General features: G+C 64.7%; 15 protein-coding genes and 1 tRNA gene. 7 read left to right on the top strand and 9 right to left on the bottom strand.

What is annotated here, in order from left to right; all coding sequences use genetic code 11:
- Positions 1-128 precede the first annotated feature (128 nt).
- Positions 129-201, top strand: a tRNA-Ile gene (locus SZ63_RS12075).
- Positions 202-427: 226 nt separating this feature from the next.
- On the opposite strand, the gene SZ63_RS12070 is transcribed toward SZ63_RS12075, so the two are convergent.
- Complete coding sequence (locus tag SZ63_RS12070; protein ID WP_048185732.1) at positions 428-1714, bottom strand: uracil-xanthine permease family protein; 1287 nt, start codon at positions 1712-1714, stop codon at positions 428-430.
- 1047 nt (positions 1715-2761) lie between these two features.
- On the opposite strand from SZ63_RS12070, the gene SZ63_RS12065 reads away from it, so the two are divergent.
- Together SZ63_RS12065 and SZ63_RS12060 are read left to right on the top strand one after the other, a co-directional pair.
- Positions 2762-3688, top strand: coding sequence for an ABC transporter ATP-binding protein (locus SZ63_RS12065; RefSeq protein ID WP_048185882.1), 927 nt, complete (start codon positions 2762-2764; stop codon positions 3686-3688).
- Positions 3685-4386 (top strand): heme exporter protein CcmB, encoded by a 702-nt coding sequence (locus tag SZ63_RS12060; RefSeq protein ID WP_048185730.1) that lies wholly within the window; start codon positions 3685-3687, stop codon positions 4384-4386. Before SZ63_RS12065 ends, SZ63_RS12060 begins: the two co-directional genes overlap by 4 nt.
- Before the next feature lie 19 nt (positions 4387-4405).
- Here the strand turns inward: SZ63_RS12060 and SZ63_RS12055 are convergent, their stop codons facing one another.
- Both SZ63_RS12055 and serS read right to left on the bottom strand, forming a co-directional pair.
- A complete protein-coding gene (locus SZ63_RS12055) occupies positions 4406-5629 on the bottom strand; it encodes a serine hydrolase domain-containing protein (RefSeq protein WP_048185728.1) in 1224 nt (407 codons plus the stop codon).
- Positions 5630-5790: 161 nt separating this feature from the next.
- The gene (serS, locus tag SZ63_RS12050; RefSeq protein ID WP_048185726.1) at positions 5791-7068 is read right to left on the bottom strand and encodes a serine--tRNA ligase; all 1278 of its coding nucleotides are present in this window, start codon (positions 7066-7068) and stop codon (positions 5791-5793) included.
- A 157-nt stretch (positions 7069-7225) separates the two neighbouring features.
- Between serS and SZ63_RS12045 the strand changes: the two genes are divergently transcribed.
- The gene (locus tag SZ63_RS12045; RefSeq protein ID WP_048185724.1) at positions 7226-7678 is read left to right on the top strand and encodes a hypothetical protein; all 453 of its coding nucleotides are present in this window, start codon (positions 7226-7228) and stop codon (positions 7676-7678) included.
- 417 nt (positions 7679-8095) lie between these two features.
- Here the strand turns inward: SZ63_RS12045 and SZ63_RS12040 are convergent, their stop codons facing one another.
- The 6 genes from SZ63_RS12040 to SZ63_RS12015 form a co-directional block, all read right to left on the bottom strand.
- A complete protein-coding gene (locus SZ63_RS12040; RefSeq protein ID WP_048185722.1) occupies positions 8096-8620 on the bottom strand; it encodes a hypothetical protein in 525 nt (174 codons plus the stop codon).
- 50 nt (positions 8621-8670) lie between these two features.
- Positions 8671-9480, bottom strand: coding sequence for a metal ABC transporter permease (locus SZ63_RS12035; RefSeq protein WP_048185719.1), 810 nt, complete (start codon positions 9478-9480; stop codon positions 8671-8673).
- A gap of 2 nt (positions 9481-9482) precedes the next feature.
- Complete coding sequence (locus SZ63_RS12030) at positions 9483-10250, bottom strand: metal ABC transporter ATP-binding protein (RefSeq protein WP_048185717.1); 768 nt, start codon at positions 10248-10250, stop codon at positions 9483-9485.
- Positions 10247-11149 carry a metal ABC transporter solute-binding protein, Zn/Mn family gene (locus SZ63_RS12025; protein WP_048185715.1) on the bottom strand — a complete coding sequence of 301 codons (903 nt, stop codon included), beginning with the start codon at positions 11147-11149 and terminating at the stop codon, positions 10247-10249. Before SZ63_RS12025 ends, SZ63_RS12030 begins: the two co-directional genes overlap by 4 nt.
- Before the next feature lie 62 nt (positions 11150-11211).
- The gene (locus tag SZ63_RS12020) at positions 11212-11655 is read right to left on the bottom strand and encodes a metal-dependent transcriptional regulator (protein WP_048185713.1); all 444 of its coding nucleotides are present in this window, start codon (positions 11653-11655) and stop codon (positions 11212-11214) included.
- A gap of 43 nt (positions 11656-11698) precedes the next feature.
- Positions 11699-12901: a MiaB/RimO family radical SAM methylthiotransferase gene (locus SZ63_RS12015; protein ID WP_394298777.1), complete on the bottom strand. Its 1203-nt coding sequence runs from the start codon at positions 12899-12901 to the stop codon at positions 11699-11701.
- A gap of 188 nt (positions 12902-13089) precedes the next feature.
- Here SZ63_RS12015 and nadX point away from each other — a divergent pair, with 188 nt between their 5' ends.
- The 3 genes from nadX to nadC are packed head-to-tail and all read left to right on the top strand — an operon-like array spanning position 13090 to position 15607.
- Positions 13090-13848, top strand: coding sequence for an aspartate dehydrogenase (gene nadX / locus SZ63_RS12010; RefSeq protein WP_048185708.1), 759 nt, complete (start codon positions 13090-13092; stop codon positions 13846-13848).
- A gap of 2 nt (positions 13849-13850) precedes the next feature.
- Positions 13851-14747: a quinolinate synthase NadA gene (nadA, locus tag SZ63_RS12005; protein ID WP_048185706.1), complete on the top strand. Its 897-nt coding sequence runs from the start codon at positions 13851-13853 to the stop codon at positions 14745-14747.
- 5 nt (positions 14748-14752) lie between these two features.
- On the top strand, positions 14753-15607 hold the full coding sequence (gene nadC, locus SZ63_RS12000; RefSeq protein WP_048185880.1) for a carboxylating nicotinate-nucleotide diphosphorylase: 855 nt from the start codon (positions 14753-14755) through the stop codon (positions 15605-15607).
- Position 15608 lies beyond the last annotated feature (1 nt).

Here is a 15608-nt window from a genome sequence, read left to right as displayed (position 1 = left end):
TCGCCCCGTGCCGTTGCCCCTGCCCGTTCTTTGCCGGCGCCGTTCTCCGACGATTCAGGAGCAGAGTCCTTGCACAACCTTTAAATTGAAGATTGTACAATATTTGTAGGCACTAATACAGGTGTTTCGGGCCCGTAGCATAGCTGGTGGTGCACCCGGCTGATAACCGGGAGGTCGTGCGTTCGAATCGCATCGGGCCCATCGTTCCTCATTTTACGTAACTTCCAGGAGTTGTTTGAACAGGTGGTGCACCCGGCAGATTACCGGGTGATCGTTCGTTCGAATCTCGGTTTCCTACCGTTCTCTTTATGTTATGTCTTTCTCCAGGTCGCCTGTCCAAAATTCATGCCGCATTTGCGGTTATCCGGTGATATTCTCTCTCACTTCGAGTCGCGGGAAACGGGAGGCGATACAAGAGCGCATCCGTTCAGCTTCGTTCCTGCGGTCGCCGCCGGTAAACGATGTGCTCTAGCCCGAGGACGGTGACGATGCCCACGACAAAGCCGTTCGTGAGCAGGGGGCGGATCATTGCCGGGAGACCTGCGGCGACCTCCGGAGGCAGGAAGGCCACCAGCGTTCCGAGAAGGAGGGGAATACCGACGATCAGCCCTCCGTCGAACGTCCCGACCGCCCCGCTCTCCTGCCCGAGCATGAGCCCCGCTGCAATCTGGGCGGCCATGACGTAGGCGAGGACGACGCCGATGACCGGCGCGGGGATACTCTCCAGGTAGCCGATGGCAAGGGGCGATGCGGCCATGAGCCCGAGTGCGACCGCGGCCGGGACGAGGGCGAACCGGGACGCGCACCCGGTGGCGGCGATGATGCCCGGGGAGAGCGAGAAGTTCACCGGGCCGATCACTCCGGTAATGCCCGCGAGGGCGTTCCCGAGACCGGTGACGGCCAGCCCGCGGTTCACCCGTTCCCCCATTCCGTCGGCTTTGAGCAGACTTCCCACCGACTGGATTGACCCGAGGTCGTTCGTGGCGAGCGCGAGGTAGCAGATCAGGAACGCTGCGAGCACCCCGGCGTCGGGCACGGCGAGCGGCGCGAGAAGGATTTCAGGCAGCGCGACGAGGGCGGTATCCGCGGGCGGCAGGGAGACCGCACCGAAGAGGACGATATAAACCGGGGTGCCGAGGAGGATCGCCCAGAGCGCCAGGGTCGATCGCCAGATGCCTTTAAGAAATCCGTGTGCGGCGAAGAGAGCGAGGGTGAACCCGGCGGCAAAGAGGAAGGTCTGCGTCGCCGGGACCGTTGCACTGCCGTCCGTGATGAGATCGAGGATGGTGGGTGCGAGGGTGAACGCGATGAGCATGAGGACGACCGCGACCACCCGGGGGGTGAAGAGCCTCTGGAGGTGCCCGATGAGGCCGGTCGCCGCAAGACCGGCGAGGAGGAGCCCGCCGATCACCAGCGACGCATTGATGGCCGGAAACCCTGCATCGAGGCTTGCAAGGATGCCGACAAGGAGCACCGTCGCCGGGCCGAGCACCAGGGGGAGCCTGTGCCCGAGATATACCTGCGCGAGCAGCACCAGCCCGACGAGGAGGAAGAGTCTCTGGAGGTACGGGACGGCCGATCCGTCGGCCTCGAGCCCGGCAACCACCCTGCCGATGATGAGGACGAGGGGAACGCTCACCGCGAGCCATTGCAGGCCGAAGATGAGGAGCGATGCCGGTTGCGGCCGGTCGTCGATGCCGTAAGAGAACTCCATCGTAGTGGCTCCTGGCGAAACGACCGGCCCGAGGTGGAGCACGGGGTGTTCCTGCCTATAATGATGATAATATCCTCTCTGCCTCCATAATTGTTCCCATTTCAGCGGGAGAAGGTCTGGGCCGGATGGAGGATATGGGGCGCGGTGCGTCCGGATGTTTGGCGATACCTCTTTGCAGCCTCCTACCAATCCGGTATATCTGTTGTAACCCCACCCGGCCTTCGGCCTCCTCCTCCGCACCTTCGGTGCTCAAACTCCTGCTGTTCCAGCAGTCGTTCCCCGCCCCTTGGGGCGGGGGCAGTCATGGCGATACCCCCACGGTACACTGCCTGGGGATAGGCTCTAGATAGGGGGATGTATGGCTCCCCTCCCGGATACGGCTTTCGTGGGGGTATCACCATTGGGGGAGTGCGACTGGCCGAAGGGCAGGAGCATGAGAAGAACGAAGTTCTTTGAGGGGCTGACGGGGAGTGCGACTGGCCGGAGGGTGCGACTGCCGGAACGGCAGGAGCATGAGCACCCGAAGGGTGCGGAGTGCGAGCGTAGCGAGCTTGAGCACCGGAGGTGCGAGTGCGATGGTTCGTAGAACCGGAGCTCGACCACCGTCAGGTGGGAAGTGCGAGCGAAGCGAGCTTGAGCACCGATAGGTGCGAAGGGGAGCATCCCCCCTCCCCTGTCTCCACCTGCCGCGGATAACTGTAGCCCCCACCCCACCCGCGCTTCACGCTCCTCCCCCTTCCTGCGGGGCGGGGGCAGTGTGTGGGGATAGCCGGTGGGAAGGCGTGTCCGGTTCATCTCGGGTTCTTCGCGGCAATGCGAGGGAGAAGAGCCGGGTGAAACTTCAGATGCGCTCCTTCTCCGACCTCCCCTACCCTACAGGATATGGTTCCGGCGCAATCTCATGGTCGTTTCCGCACAAACCGATGGATTGATGCCCCGTGGCCGGGAATTGATCGGTATGCTTTCACCCAGTCATGCGGCTGGATCCTGTATCCGTCCCGCCCTCTCCCGGCCCTGTGCCGTGCGGTGCGGGAGGAGGGGGCGGGCGTGAACGCCGTCGAGGTCAGGGGGCTTTCGCGGTCGTTCGACGGCCGCGAGATCCTTCGCGACGTCTCGTTCGCCGTCGGGCACGGCGAGATCTTCGGCTACCTCGGCCCGAACGGCGCCGGGAAGACCACGACCATCCGGATCCTGCTCGGCCTGCTCGCCCCCGGCGCGGGCGAGGTCCGGGTTCTCGGCCGGGACCTTGCCGCGGATGACGATGCGCGGGCGCGGGTCGGGGTGCTCTTCGAGAACAACGGTCTCTCCGACCGGATGAGCGCCGCGGACAACCTGGCCTACTACGCCGGGCTCTACGGCATCGAAGAGCCTGTGGAGAGGATCGACGAACTCCTCGCGCTCGTCGGTCTCACCGACCGACGGGACGACCCGGTCGGGACGTTCTCGACCGGCATGAAGCGGAAGCTCGGGATCGCCCGGGCCATTCTCCACCGGCCCGAGGTCGTCTTCCTCGACGAACCCTCCTCCGGCCTCGACCCCGGGGCGCAGCGGATGGTCCGCGACCTCATCGTCGAACTCTCCCGGCGTGAGGAGATGACCGTGTTCCTGAACTCCCACCACCTCGACGAGGTTCAGCGGATCTGCTCCACGGTCGCGATCCTCGCCGAGGGCAGGATCCGTGCCTTCGACTCGGTAGAGAACCTCACCACGGCATCCGGCCGCCCTGCCGTGACGGTCGCGCTTGCCGGTGCCGGCGACCGCGCGTGCGAGGTCGTGGGACCCCTCCCGTACGTTACGGAGTGCGACGCGGACGGCGACCGCCTCCGTTGCACCCTCGCCGACCCGGGCGCGACACCCGACCTCGTCGCGGCCCTCGTCGGGGCGGGGTTCCGGATCGAGGAGGTCCGCCGGTCGTCCCGGTCGCTTGAGGAGATCTATCTCGAACACGTCGGCAGGGCGGAGGGTGGGGCATGAGCACGTTTGCCGTCATCGCCCGGCGCGAGATCCGGCTCGCCCTCCGGAACCGGAGCGCCCTCATCGCAGCGCTCATCTTCGCCGTATGGTTTCCCGTCGTGACGATCCTCGGGATCGCTGCGGGCTCGGAAGGCGACGCAGCGGCCATTTCCGGCGGCATCGCCACGGTTACCCTCCCGGTCGGGGTCTTTATGGGCTACCTCTTCTGTGCCGACGCCTTCCTCCGCGAGAAGCGGGACGGCTCCGTCGAGACGCTCCTCTGCACCCCGGTCTCCCTCCGCCGCCTCTGGGAGGGGAAGGCCGTAGGGGTCGCCGTGCCGGCGTATCTGATGACCCTTGTCTCGGCCGCAGTGACCATTGCGGCGGTTTACACCCTTGCGAGCGCTCCCGTAGCCGGCGAACCCCTGCTCCTCCTTCACCTCGCGGCCGTCGTCCCGATCTGGATCGCCGCTGCGACCGGGCTGATCGGCGCGGCCCAGCTCGCGCTCGGGATGCGGGAGAACCAGATCCTCGGGTTCGTGCTGATATTCGGGTTCATCTTCCTGATCGTCGGGCTCCAGCAGGTCGCACCGGGCGGCTCGGCCATCTCGGTGACGGCGGAAGCAATCCTCGCGGCGGTGGGATTCGCGCTCCTTGCCCTTGCCCGCTTCATCGCCGGGAAGGTGACGAAGGAGCGGATCGTCAGAACAATTCCGTAAAAATATGAAACGGGCCGGCCTACTGCCCGGCCGCTTTCCCTTCTTTGAGATACCGGATGACCGGGGCGAGGATCTCCTCGTTTACCGCGCCCGCTTTTGCCGCAGAGTTGCTGTTCATGGCGATGTAGGTGTCCTTCTCGGCCCAGTAGTACCATGCCGTATACGAGCCGTAGTACCCGCCGGTATGGCCGTAGAGGGTCAGGCCCTCCGATGCGTTCTGCTGCGTGAAGTATCCGTAACCGCATCCGACGTTCATCTCTCCAAGTCCGGGCACCATTCCGATCTTCCGAGACTGTGGGGAGGTATTCTCCATCGCCGCGAGCGACGCCGGGCTGAGCAGCGCACCCGAGCGGAGGGTATGGTGGAACCTGTTGAGATCGGCCGTCGTGCTCACGATATCTCCGGCGCCCCGGTCGAACTGAATATAGAGGTCGCTGAAGTCCATGATGGTGCCGTCCTCTTCGCTCTCCTGGGCCCGCATATGCGGCCCGGGGATGTGGTTGGTCCGGTGAACGAACGTATCGTTCATCCCCGCCGGGACGAGGATGTTGCGGGTGACGTAGTCCTCGTAGGGGACGCCGGCCGCCTCGTCGATGATCAACGTGAGAAGGATGTAGTTCACGTTCGAGTAAGTGTAACCCGTTCCCGGCGGATACAGGGGGCCTGCATCGAGGCCCTGCCGCATCCCTTCCTGGTATGGTATCGGGGTGTCGGGGCTCATGTACTCTTCGAGGACGATCGCGTCCTCATCGTAATCCGGGATCCCGCTCGTGTGATCGAGGAGCTGGCGTATCGTGATCGCGGAGGAGTTCGGGATCTCCTCCGCCACGTCCGCCGGGAGCCAGAGGTCGATGGGATCGTCGAGCGAGAGTTTTCCGTCCTCGGCGAGCTGCTGGATTGCGACGCTCGTGAAGGTCTTTGTCACGCTCGCGATGATGAACCGCATCTCCGGTGTCGCCGCCACTGCGGGGGAGAGCGAGGCGTTGCCGGCCGCGTAGTTCCAGGTCCATTCCGGCGTCGAGATCTCGATCAGGGTACCGGGGACGCCGGCGTTCCGGACACCGGCCGAGACGATCGACGCGAGCTCGGAGGCTACCGCCGGGGGCGGAGTGCTCCGGTTGGGATCGCCTGCTTCCTGCACGGGTCCGGCGCTCTGTAAACATCCGGAGGAGAGGACTGCCGCGGCTACGGCGATACCGATGAGAAGGAGTATGTGAATCTTCGTATGCGGAGAGAGGGGCATAATCTTTCCTATGAAGCTTTCTGCTTATATGCCATCTCTTTCTTCCGAAAGAGCGCCCGACGCATCTCTTTACCGGCCCGTTCGGGTGAGCGGGGAAGAGGCCGGCGGATGTCCGGATCCGTCAAAAAAGTATTGTCGGGCTCTCGCAGACCCTCGAAGTTCTACAGCGTCTCGCTGCCGTAGAGATAGGGCCTGAGAGCCTTCGGAATCGTGACCGAGCCGTCCTCGTTCTGGTTGTTCTCGAGGATCGCCCGGATCGCGCGGGACGTCGCGATCGCGGTGCTGTTTAAGGTATGCACATAGCGCTTCTCGGTGAACTCGGTCGGATCGCGCACCTTGATGTTCAGCCTGACCGCCTGGTAGGCCGTGCAGTTCGAGCAGGAGACCGCTTCGCGGTAGCGCTCCTCGCGCGGCATCCAGACCTCGAGGTCGTACTTCTTCGCGGCGACCGTCCCGATATCCCCCGTGCAGATCGAGACGACCCGGTAGGGAAGGCCGAGCCGCTGGAAGACCTCCTCTGCATTCGCCATCAGTTCCTCGTGGAGATCCCAGGACTGCTCGGGGGTGGCGTAGACGAACTGCTCCACCTTGTGGAACTGGTGGACGCGGAAGAGCCCTTTCGTATCGAGTCCGTGTGCCCCGATCTCGCGCCGGAAGCACGGGCTCAGCCCCGCAAGCCGGAGCGGCAGGTCCTTCTCCTCGAAGATCTCGTCGCAGTACATCGCGGCCATCGGATGCTCGCTCGTCGCGATCAGGTACTCGTCCTCGCCGTCGATCCTGTACATGACGTTCTCGAAGTCGGCAAGGTCGGTCACGCCCTCGTATGCGGCCCGGTTCATCATGTAAGGCGGGATGATCGGGGTATACCCGCGCTGGACGAGGATATCCATCGCGAACCGCTGGAGCGCCATATCGAGCAGGGCGAGCCTGCCCTTCAGGAAGTAAAATCCGGCCCCGGCAATCTTCGCCGCGCGTTCGAAGTCCGCCCAGTCGTGCTTGACGGCGAGCGCGCCGTGGTTCTCCAAATCGAACGCGGGGATCACCGGCTCGCCCCAGCGCCGGATCTCGACGTTCTCGGAGTCGTCCTTGCCGACGGGCACGCTCTCGTGGAGGATGTTCGGGAGCCGCATCAGGCGGTACGTCACCGCCTCGGTGAGCGTCTCGCGCTCCGCCTCTGCCTCCTTGATCCGTTCCGGGAGTCCTGCGGCTTCGGCGAGGAGATCCGCGATATCGTTCCCCGCCTTCCTCGCCTGGCTGATCTCGCGGGATATGACGTTTCTGCGGTTGCGCAGATCCCCGATCGCAACGGTGAGTTCCCGTGCCCTCCTGTCCATCTCCAGCACCTCATCGACCCAGGCCAGCTTCTCGGTGTCTCCTCTCTTCGCGAGGTCTGCCCGGACGATCTCGGGGTGTGCACGAACGAACTTCAACTCAAGCATACTGTCTCGTACGTACTTCGCTATGACGGTATATGGTCGTGTTGCCCGTCCTCGATGATGAACGCGGGGGGCTCCCGGGCACGGCGCCCGGACTGCGCCCCGCCGCTCCCGCACACGAAACCTACTCTTATAATTCCCGGCAGACCAACCCATTAGCATGGATAAGAACCAGAAGATCGTTCTGGTAATGGGCGGCCTCATTGCGCTCGGGCTGTTCGTCATCGAGCCTTTCTTCGGCCTCATCGCGCTGGTATTCATGATCGCTATCCTGATGACTCTCCGTATCATGGGAGATACGGAGGACTATCCGCTCGTCACCGCTGAGCTCGCGGAGGATGCGCGGGAGATCATCGTCACCAATACGGGGACCGCGAGGGCGCAAAACATCCGTGTCGCCCTCGTTCCGCTCGACATCGAGTTCGAGGTCGTCTCGCTCGACCCGGACGAGGAGTCCGGGTTCAGCCTGCCGTCGATGGTCTCGGAGGCAAAAGCGGTCGTCATCTACGAAAACGCCGAGGGACAGCGGTTCCAGCGCTCGTATCCCCTCACGGCGCTCGGGGCCGGGCGCGACCTCACCGAGCCGATCATCCCCATCTTCGGGCGCCGGTGAAGGGGGTTGGGTGGGGGAGAAGGCCGGCGTGTTGATAACGGTGGACTGCCTCTGCCGGTCGCCCACTATGTCCTGCGGGTGCCAAAGCCTCGGGGTGCCCCGCCGATTGCTCATAGGGACACCACGAACCCGTGCACGGATTTCCGTTGGATATCGCACCTCCGGTGCTCCAGCTCCGGTTCTACGAACCATCGCACTCCCCTGCAACCCCCCCTCGCACCTTCGGTGCTCGAACTCCACTCCTAGCGGAGTGTCGTTCCCCCAATGGCGATTCTCCCACGGTCCACTGCACCGGGCTTTTAATCGAGTCCTGCCTGTCCGTCTATGGCAGCACGCAAGCAGTGATCAAAACCCCGGGAGGCCCGCTAAACCCGGCACCCCTTCGATATCCCGGGGCCGCCTTCGGAAAAAATGTTTTCAGGACCCCAGATACTCGAGCGTCCGCGCGAGCGCGGCCGTCAGTTCCTCGTCCTTCTCTGCATACTCGTAGAGCGCCCGGTAGAGCATGAAGACGAGTTCGTAGCCGTAGATCTCGAACGCCTCCTCCGGCGCGAGCGGCGCGAGATAGGAGTCCGTCCGGATATCGGTGTTGGTGTACATCAGTTCGTGGAAGGCCCCGTCCTCGTCGAGGACGCAGATCTGCGCATCGACGGGCTTCGTCGGGTCGTCGGGGCGGTAGGGGAGCGGGTCGCCTTTCCCGAGAACGATCATCTTCTTCTCGTAGAACTCCTGGTCGTAGAGATCCCCTGACGCCTCCCTCTTTGCGCGCCGGAGCATCTCGAGCCCGATCCGCTTCACGACCGGCGCCGTATCGGCAGCCATCCGCGCAAGGAGGGCTCCCATGCTGCCCCGGAGTTCCGAGGCCGATTCTTCCTTCTTCGCCTGCAGTTCCTCAAGGGTCTCGAGGAGGCGGGCGTATCCCTCTTCGATGATCGGATCCATTGCTCACTCACCTCTTGCGTACGCCGGCATAAGCGCACCGGTTTGTCCCGCTAGTCGCCCTGCCGGAGGCGTTCGGCCCCGAGGGCGCCCGCATACGCGAGCGTGCTCACGAGGATGATCGTCGCCCCCGAGGGGACGTCGAGGAGGTAGGAGAGCCCTATCCCCGTCAGGGTGAAGGCGATGCCGAGGACGACGGCGAGGACCATCATGCTCCGGATCCGGGTGGTGTAGAGGCGGCTGATCGCCGCCGGGAGCGTCAGGAGCGCGATCACCAGGATGATCCCCACCACCCGGATCAGCATCACCACGGTGAGCGCAATCAGCACGAGGAGGAGGAGCGAGAGCCGCTCGACCGGGAGGTTCATGACCGTCGCGTAGTCCGGGTCGAACGTGACCGCCTGGAGTTCCCGGTAGAGGAGGGCCACGACCGCGACGATGATGGCGACGAGCACCCCCATCAGGAGGATGTCCCCCCTCGGGACGAGGAGGATGTTCCCGAAGAGGTAGGAGAAGAGGTCGGGGGCGAATCCCGGTGTCAGGTAGACGAAAAGGATGCCTACGGCCATCCCCGCCGCCCAGACCGCGCCGATGATGGTGTCCATCTGCTGCCGCGCCCGGAGCTGGAGCGCGCCCATCCCGAGCGCCGTCGCCACGGTGAATCCGGTTGCGCCGAGGAGCGGGTCTATCCCGAAGAAGTAGCCGAGGCCGATCCCGCCGAAGGCCGCGTGGGATATGCCGCCGCTGACCGAGACCATCCGCCGCACCACGACGTAGGTGCCGATGATGCCGCAGGCGATGCTCGCGAGCACTCCGGCGATGAGGGCGTTCCTGAAGAACTCGAACCCGAGAATCTCGAGCATGCTCACTCCTCCTCCGTATGTTCCGAGAAGACCCGGTGCGGAACCCCGTGGGCGATGAGATCGACCGGGCAGTGGTATGCGGCTTCGAGCATATCCGGCGTTATCTCGTTCGTGTCGTGCGTGTAGAGGCGCCTGTTCAGGCAGGCGACCCGGGTCACGTGCTCCGGGATCACCCCGATGTCGTGGGTGACGAGGACGATCGCCATCCGTTCGCGGAGTCGGTCGAGGATCCCGTAGAACTGCGCCGCAGTCGGAGCGTCCACGTAGACCGTCGGTTCGTCGAGGAGCAGCACCTTCGGGTCGCCGACGAGCGCCCGGGCGATGATCGCCCGCTGCTGCTCACCGCCGGAGAGATCGCGGATCTGCCGGTCGGCGAGACCGGCGATGCCCATCGTCTCGAGCGCCTCCTCCGTCCGGGCGTGGTCTTCGGCCCCGTAACGCCGCGGGAGCCGGGTGATGTGGCCGAGGCGGCCGGAGAGAACCATCTCCCGCACGGTGATGGGATACTCGAAGTCGAACGTCCGGAACTGGGGGACGTAGCCGAGATCCCTCCTCGCCGCCGCCCCCGTCCCGCCGAGGATCCTGACCGTGCCGCGGGAGGGTTGGAGGAGGCCGAGGATCACCCGGAGAAGCGTCGTCTTCCCGCCGCCGTTCGGCCCGATGATCGCGTAGAAGTCGTCCGGGTAGACGGCAAGGCTCACGTCTTCGAGGACGGTATGGCCGCGCAGCCTGACCCGGACGTCCTCGACCTCGATCACGGGCGCGGTCATGGCCTGCCGCTCTCCGCAAATGCCCGGGCCACGTACCGCATGTTCGCGAGGTAGTCCTTCGCGAGCGGGCTCACCGTCACCACGGTGCCCCCGATCGCGTCCGCGATCACCTCGGCGCTCCGGGTGGAGTGCTCGGGCGATGCGAATATCACCCGGATCTTCTCCACCTTTGCCTGCTTGATGAGGTGCTCCAGCCTCTGCGGCGAGGGTTCCTTTCCCTCGCTCTCGATCGGCACTTCAGCAAAGCCGTAGTCCCGGGCAAGGTAGGCCCACGACGAGTGGTAGACCATGACCTTCTTCACCCCCGATGCGGCGAGCGCACCGGTGATCTCCGTATCAAGGGCGTCGAGTTCCCCGAGGTAGGCATCGGTGTTCCGGCGGTAGTCTTCGGCGTTTTCCGGGTCGACCGCTATGAGCCCCTCGCGGATGTTCTCGACCATGACCTTCGCGTTCTTCGGGGACGTCCAGATGTGCGGGTCGGCTCCCGCGTGTTCTGCGTCACCGGCCGCGATCAGGTCGACGCCGCGCGAACAGTCGACGACCAGCATCCCGGGGTTCAGGGCGGCGATCTTCTCCCGCCAGGCGAGTTCGAACTCGATCCCCGAACCGACCACGGCATACATATCCGCCTCTGCGACGTCGGCGAGGGTTCCCGGCGGGGGTTCGTAGGTGTGCGGGTCGGCTCCCGGCGGCACCAGCAGGATCACCCGGACGTGATCGCCGCCCACCCGTTCTACGAACTCCTGTTCGGGTGGTATGGTGACCGCGACGACGACCTCCCCACCGTCCTGCCGGTCGGTGCCGGTGCACCCCGCCGTGGCTGCTGCCAGCAGAAAGACCGTGAATATGGTTGCGGCGAGGGATAAACGGACGATATTGTTGTTATCCTGCGACCCCATCGTTCTCCACTCCGGATTTGGTGTCTATCTAAATTCTTCCCGCACCGGACGACGTTTCGCCGTCACCCGCGGTACCCACCGGGAGACCCGCAGCAGCGGTGATCATGCTCGATCTCCCCGCAGACGCTCATCATCGGGTGCCCGAGCGACGTGCACATCCTGTCGGTGAGGTCTTTCGAGAAGCACTGCTCGATCTTCTTTGCCTCCCTGCACGCCTCTTCGGGCTCGAGCCCGTGGCGGCTGAGCACCAGGGCGACGATCCGGTGGCGGCGGACCAGGAACCGGGCGTATTCGGTGCCGCGAGAGGTGAGCCGCACCCCGTGGTAGGGCGTATGCTCGATGTAGCCTGCTCTTGCAATCTCCGTGAGCGCTTTTGTCACCGTCGAGGGCGCGACGGAGAAGTGGGCGGCGATCTCGGTCGTCTTCACGACGTCGCCCTGCATGTGGATGTACTTGAGGTATTCCGCCTTCTTTGAGGAGAGTTCTTGCCCGGTGATCCCCTGCATGGAATGATGATACGCCGTATCCAAAGAAAAAGTTTCGGTGGGGCTAAACCCTCTCGTCATCGGATGGGATCCGTTCGGCGGTGACGTAGTGCCGGCGGTTCCCGGTTATCACCGCCTTCCCGGTGAATCCGAACGGGAGATCCTCTTTTACGACGACATTGAGGTAGCAGGGGTTGCGGCAGACGGTCGATCCCGGCGCGTTCTTCTCGGTCGCGACGATCGGTGTCTCCCGCCCGATCCAGCGCTCGTTGTAGGCGTCGTAGATCCGGTTTGCTTCGGCAAGCAGCGTGCGGGAGCGGTCTTTGCGTATCCGCTCGGGGAGGTCTTTTAGGGCCGCCGCGGGCGTTCCGGGCCGCCGGGAGTAGCGGGTGATGTTCACCTTCACGAACGCCGCCCTCCGGAGGAGTTCGAGCGTCTGCGAGAACTCTTCGTCCGTCTCTCCGGGAAACCCGGTGATGAAGTCGGAGGAGATCATCATATCCGGGAAGCGTTCCCGGAACGTATCGACGATCCGGACGACGTCGGCCGCAGTGTAGCCGCGCTGCATCCGTTCAAGGACGGTATCGGAGCCCGACTGGACGGGGAGGTGGAGGAACCGGAAGACTGTGTCGCTCTCGTAAGCCCCGACGAGCGGATCGAGGATCCCGAGCACCGTAGCCGGGTTCATCATCCCCGGCCTGACGGTGAACTTCCCGGGGATCTCCGCTATCTCCTGCAAGAGGTCGGGGAGCGACTCACCCCGGTCGAGTCCCCACGCGGCCACGTCCTGCCCGGTCAGCTGGATCTCGCAGGCGCCCGACGCGACAAGAACCCGGACGGCGTCGAGTATCTCCCGTGCAGGCGCACTTTTCAACTGTCCACGGGCGAACCGGGTGATGCAGTAACTGCACCGGCCGACGCACCCGCTCGCCACCTGCACCACGCCGGTCGCCCCCGCACCCCGGGTGCCGACCCCGGCGGAGCGCTCGTGGATCTCGTCCGGATAGATGACGTGCGGCGTGCAGACCGAACGGATCCTGTCCATCTGGACGACCGGCATGCACCCGGTCACGTAGAGGTCGCGGTCGGCGAATAGAGCGAGGCGCCGGAGCATCTTTCGTTCGGTCGCACCGATCACCGTGCAGGTGTTGACGATGACGGCGTCCGCCTCCTCCGGCCGTTCGGCCATCGTGCAGCCGAGACCTTCCAGTATCGCCGCGAGCCTCCGCGTGTCGGCGTGGTTGTAGGTGCACCCGTAGGTCTCGATGTAGACCCGTCTTCCCTGCAGTTCGTCAAATATGATGGTGATCGACTCTCCCTGCGCGCGGTCGGCGGCCGGCCCGGGCTCCCGGCGGTCCGGTCACCCCTATCGGTCGGAGGATAGTTTGCTCCTCTTCTGGCCGGTTTCGTGCCGAGCACAATACTTAACCGCTGACATTACAACTTCTTTATTCGATGATTAAAATAGGGTTGCTGGGATGCGGCAACGTCGGGCATATCATCGCCACACACGCCGAGGGCATCCGGGTCGTCGCCGTCTTCGATATCATCCCCGGGCGGGCGGAGGAACTGGCATTACTCTGCCATGCCCGGTCATACGCGGACTTCGACGCCTTCATGCGGGAGGACTTCTCGATCGTCGTGGAAGCCGCTTCGGTCGACGCCGTCAGAACATACGGCGAGGCTGTCCTCCGGTCGGGGCGGGACATCGTCGTCCTCTCCGGGGGAGCTCTTGCTGACGACGCGTTCCGCGAGCACCTCATCGGGGTCGCACGGGAGGCGGGGAAGAAGATCCGCATCCCGAGCGGCGCCATCACCGGACTCGACAACCTCAAGATCGGCCAGATCTCACCGCCGAAGCACCTCCTCCTGCGGACGACGAAACCTCCCGCGTCGCTCGGGATGACCGCCGAAGCCCGGACAGAGATATTTAAGGGGCTGGCGCACGACTGTATAAAGCAATACCCCAAAAACATCAACGTCGCGGTAGCGCTGGGACTCGCCGCCGGCAGGGATGCCGACGTGGAACTCTGGGTCGACCCTGCTGCGGAGAGGAACATCCACGAGATATTCGTCGAGGGGGACTTCGGGGACATCTACATCCGGGTCAGGAACGTCCCGAGCCCCGATAACCCGGCGACGAGCTATATGGCGGCCCTCTCCATCCTGACGCTCTTAAAGAACCTCGAGAACCCTCTGGTGGTGGGTACGTAACAATGGAAAAGGAGATTCGTGCGCTCAAGGCCGGGAAGAACGCAGTCGTCATGGCGCATAACTACCAGCCCATGGAGATTCAGGGACTCGCCGACGTGGTGGGCGACAGCCTCGAGCTCGCGGTGAAGGCGAAGGAGACCGCGGCGGACCTGATCGTCGTCTGCGGCGTCCGGTTCATGGCCGAGACGGCAAAGATCCTCAACCCCGACCGTAAGGTGGTCATCCCCGTAGAGGACGCAGGATGCCCGCTTGCCGATTTCCTGACCCCGGAGATGATCCGGGAGGCACGCCGGCAGCACCCCGAAGCGGCTGTGGTGGTCTACGTCAACAGCACGGCGGAGAGCAAGGCGCTCGCGGACATCACCTGCACCTCGGCAAACGCGGTCCGGGTTGTCCGTTCGCTCCCAAACGACACCATCCTCTTCGGGCCGGACGCAAACCTCGCGGCATACGTCCAGCGGGAACTCCCCGAGAAGACGATCGTTCCCCTGCCTCCCGGCGGCCACTGCTACGTCCATACGGGGTTCACCCTTGCCGACGTCGAGGCTGCCCGGAAGAAAGGCGGTCGGATCGTCTGCCACCCCGAATGCCCGCCGGAGATCCAGGAGCAGGCCGACCGGATAGCCTCCACGGGGGGCATGGTCCGGGACGCCGCGGCCGGCGGGAACGAGCCCTGGTGGGTCTTCACCGAGCGGGAGATGGCCTCCCGCCTGCGGGTGCTCTACCCCGGAAGGGTCTTTTACGAGAAGCCGGAGGCCGTCTGCGCGGATATGAAGAAGATCTCTCTTGAAGACCTCCGCCGGGCGCTCGAGTCCGAGGAGCACGAGGTCGTCCTCCCCGGAGAGGTCATGGACCGGGCGCGGCGGGCGATCGAGCGGATGATCGCCGTCGGAGCGTGATGCGGATGATCCCGATCGAGGACCTGCTCCGTTTCGTCCGGGAGGATGCGCCGTGGGGCGACGTCACCTCCGAAGCGGTCGTCCCCGACGTCGCCTGCCGGGCGGTGATCCGGGCGAAGGATACGGGGATCGTCGCCGGCCTCGAGGAGGCACGGGCGCTCTTCGAGCATTTCGGGGTCGCAGTGCGTCAGCGTTCTGCCGACGGCAGACCGGTTGCTCCCGGGGCGGTTCTCCTCGAACTCGAAGGCTCCGCGAGGGCGATCCTTCTTCTCGAACGGACGGCGCTCAACATCATCGGGCGCATGAGCGGGATTGCGACCCGGACCCGGGAGGCGGTCGACGCCGTCCGGGCGGTCTCCCCCGACGTGCGGGTTGCCGCGACCCGGAAGACCGCTCCGGGCTTGCGGGTGCTCGATAAGAAGGCGGTGGTCCTCGGCGGGGGTGACCCGCACCGCTACTGCCTCTCGGATATGGTCCTGATCAAGGACAACCACCTTGCGCTGGTGCCGCTCCCGGAAGCGATCCGGAAGGCGAAGGGGCGGAGTCGCTACCGGGCGGTCGAGGTTGAGGTCGAGTCGGCACGGGACGCCGTCGAGGCTGCGGTAGCCGGTGCCGACATTATCCTTCTCGACAACATGGCGCCGGACGCGGTCCGGGAGGCGGTCGGGGCGCTTAAAGAGCAGGGGCTCCGGGAGCGGGTCACCCTCGAGGTCTCGGGAGGCGTCGCCGGCGACGATCTTGCCGGATATGCCGTGACCGGGATCGATATCATCAGCATGGGTGCGCTCACCCATACGGTCAGGAACTTCGACGTGAGCCTGGATATCCTGAAAGGCGCGGGTACCGTCAGGCTTCCATAAA

It is taken from the genome of Methanoculleus sediminis, from assembly GCF_001017125.1.
GTDB lineage: Archaea > Halobacteriota > Methanomicrobia > Methanomicrobiales > Methanoculleaceae > Methanoculleus > Methanoculleus sediminis.
Note: the sequence above shows the minus strand (reverse complement) of the source record. Positions and strands in the feature narration are given on the sequence as shown.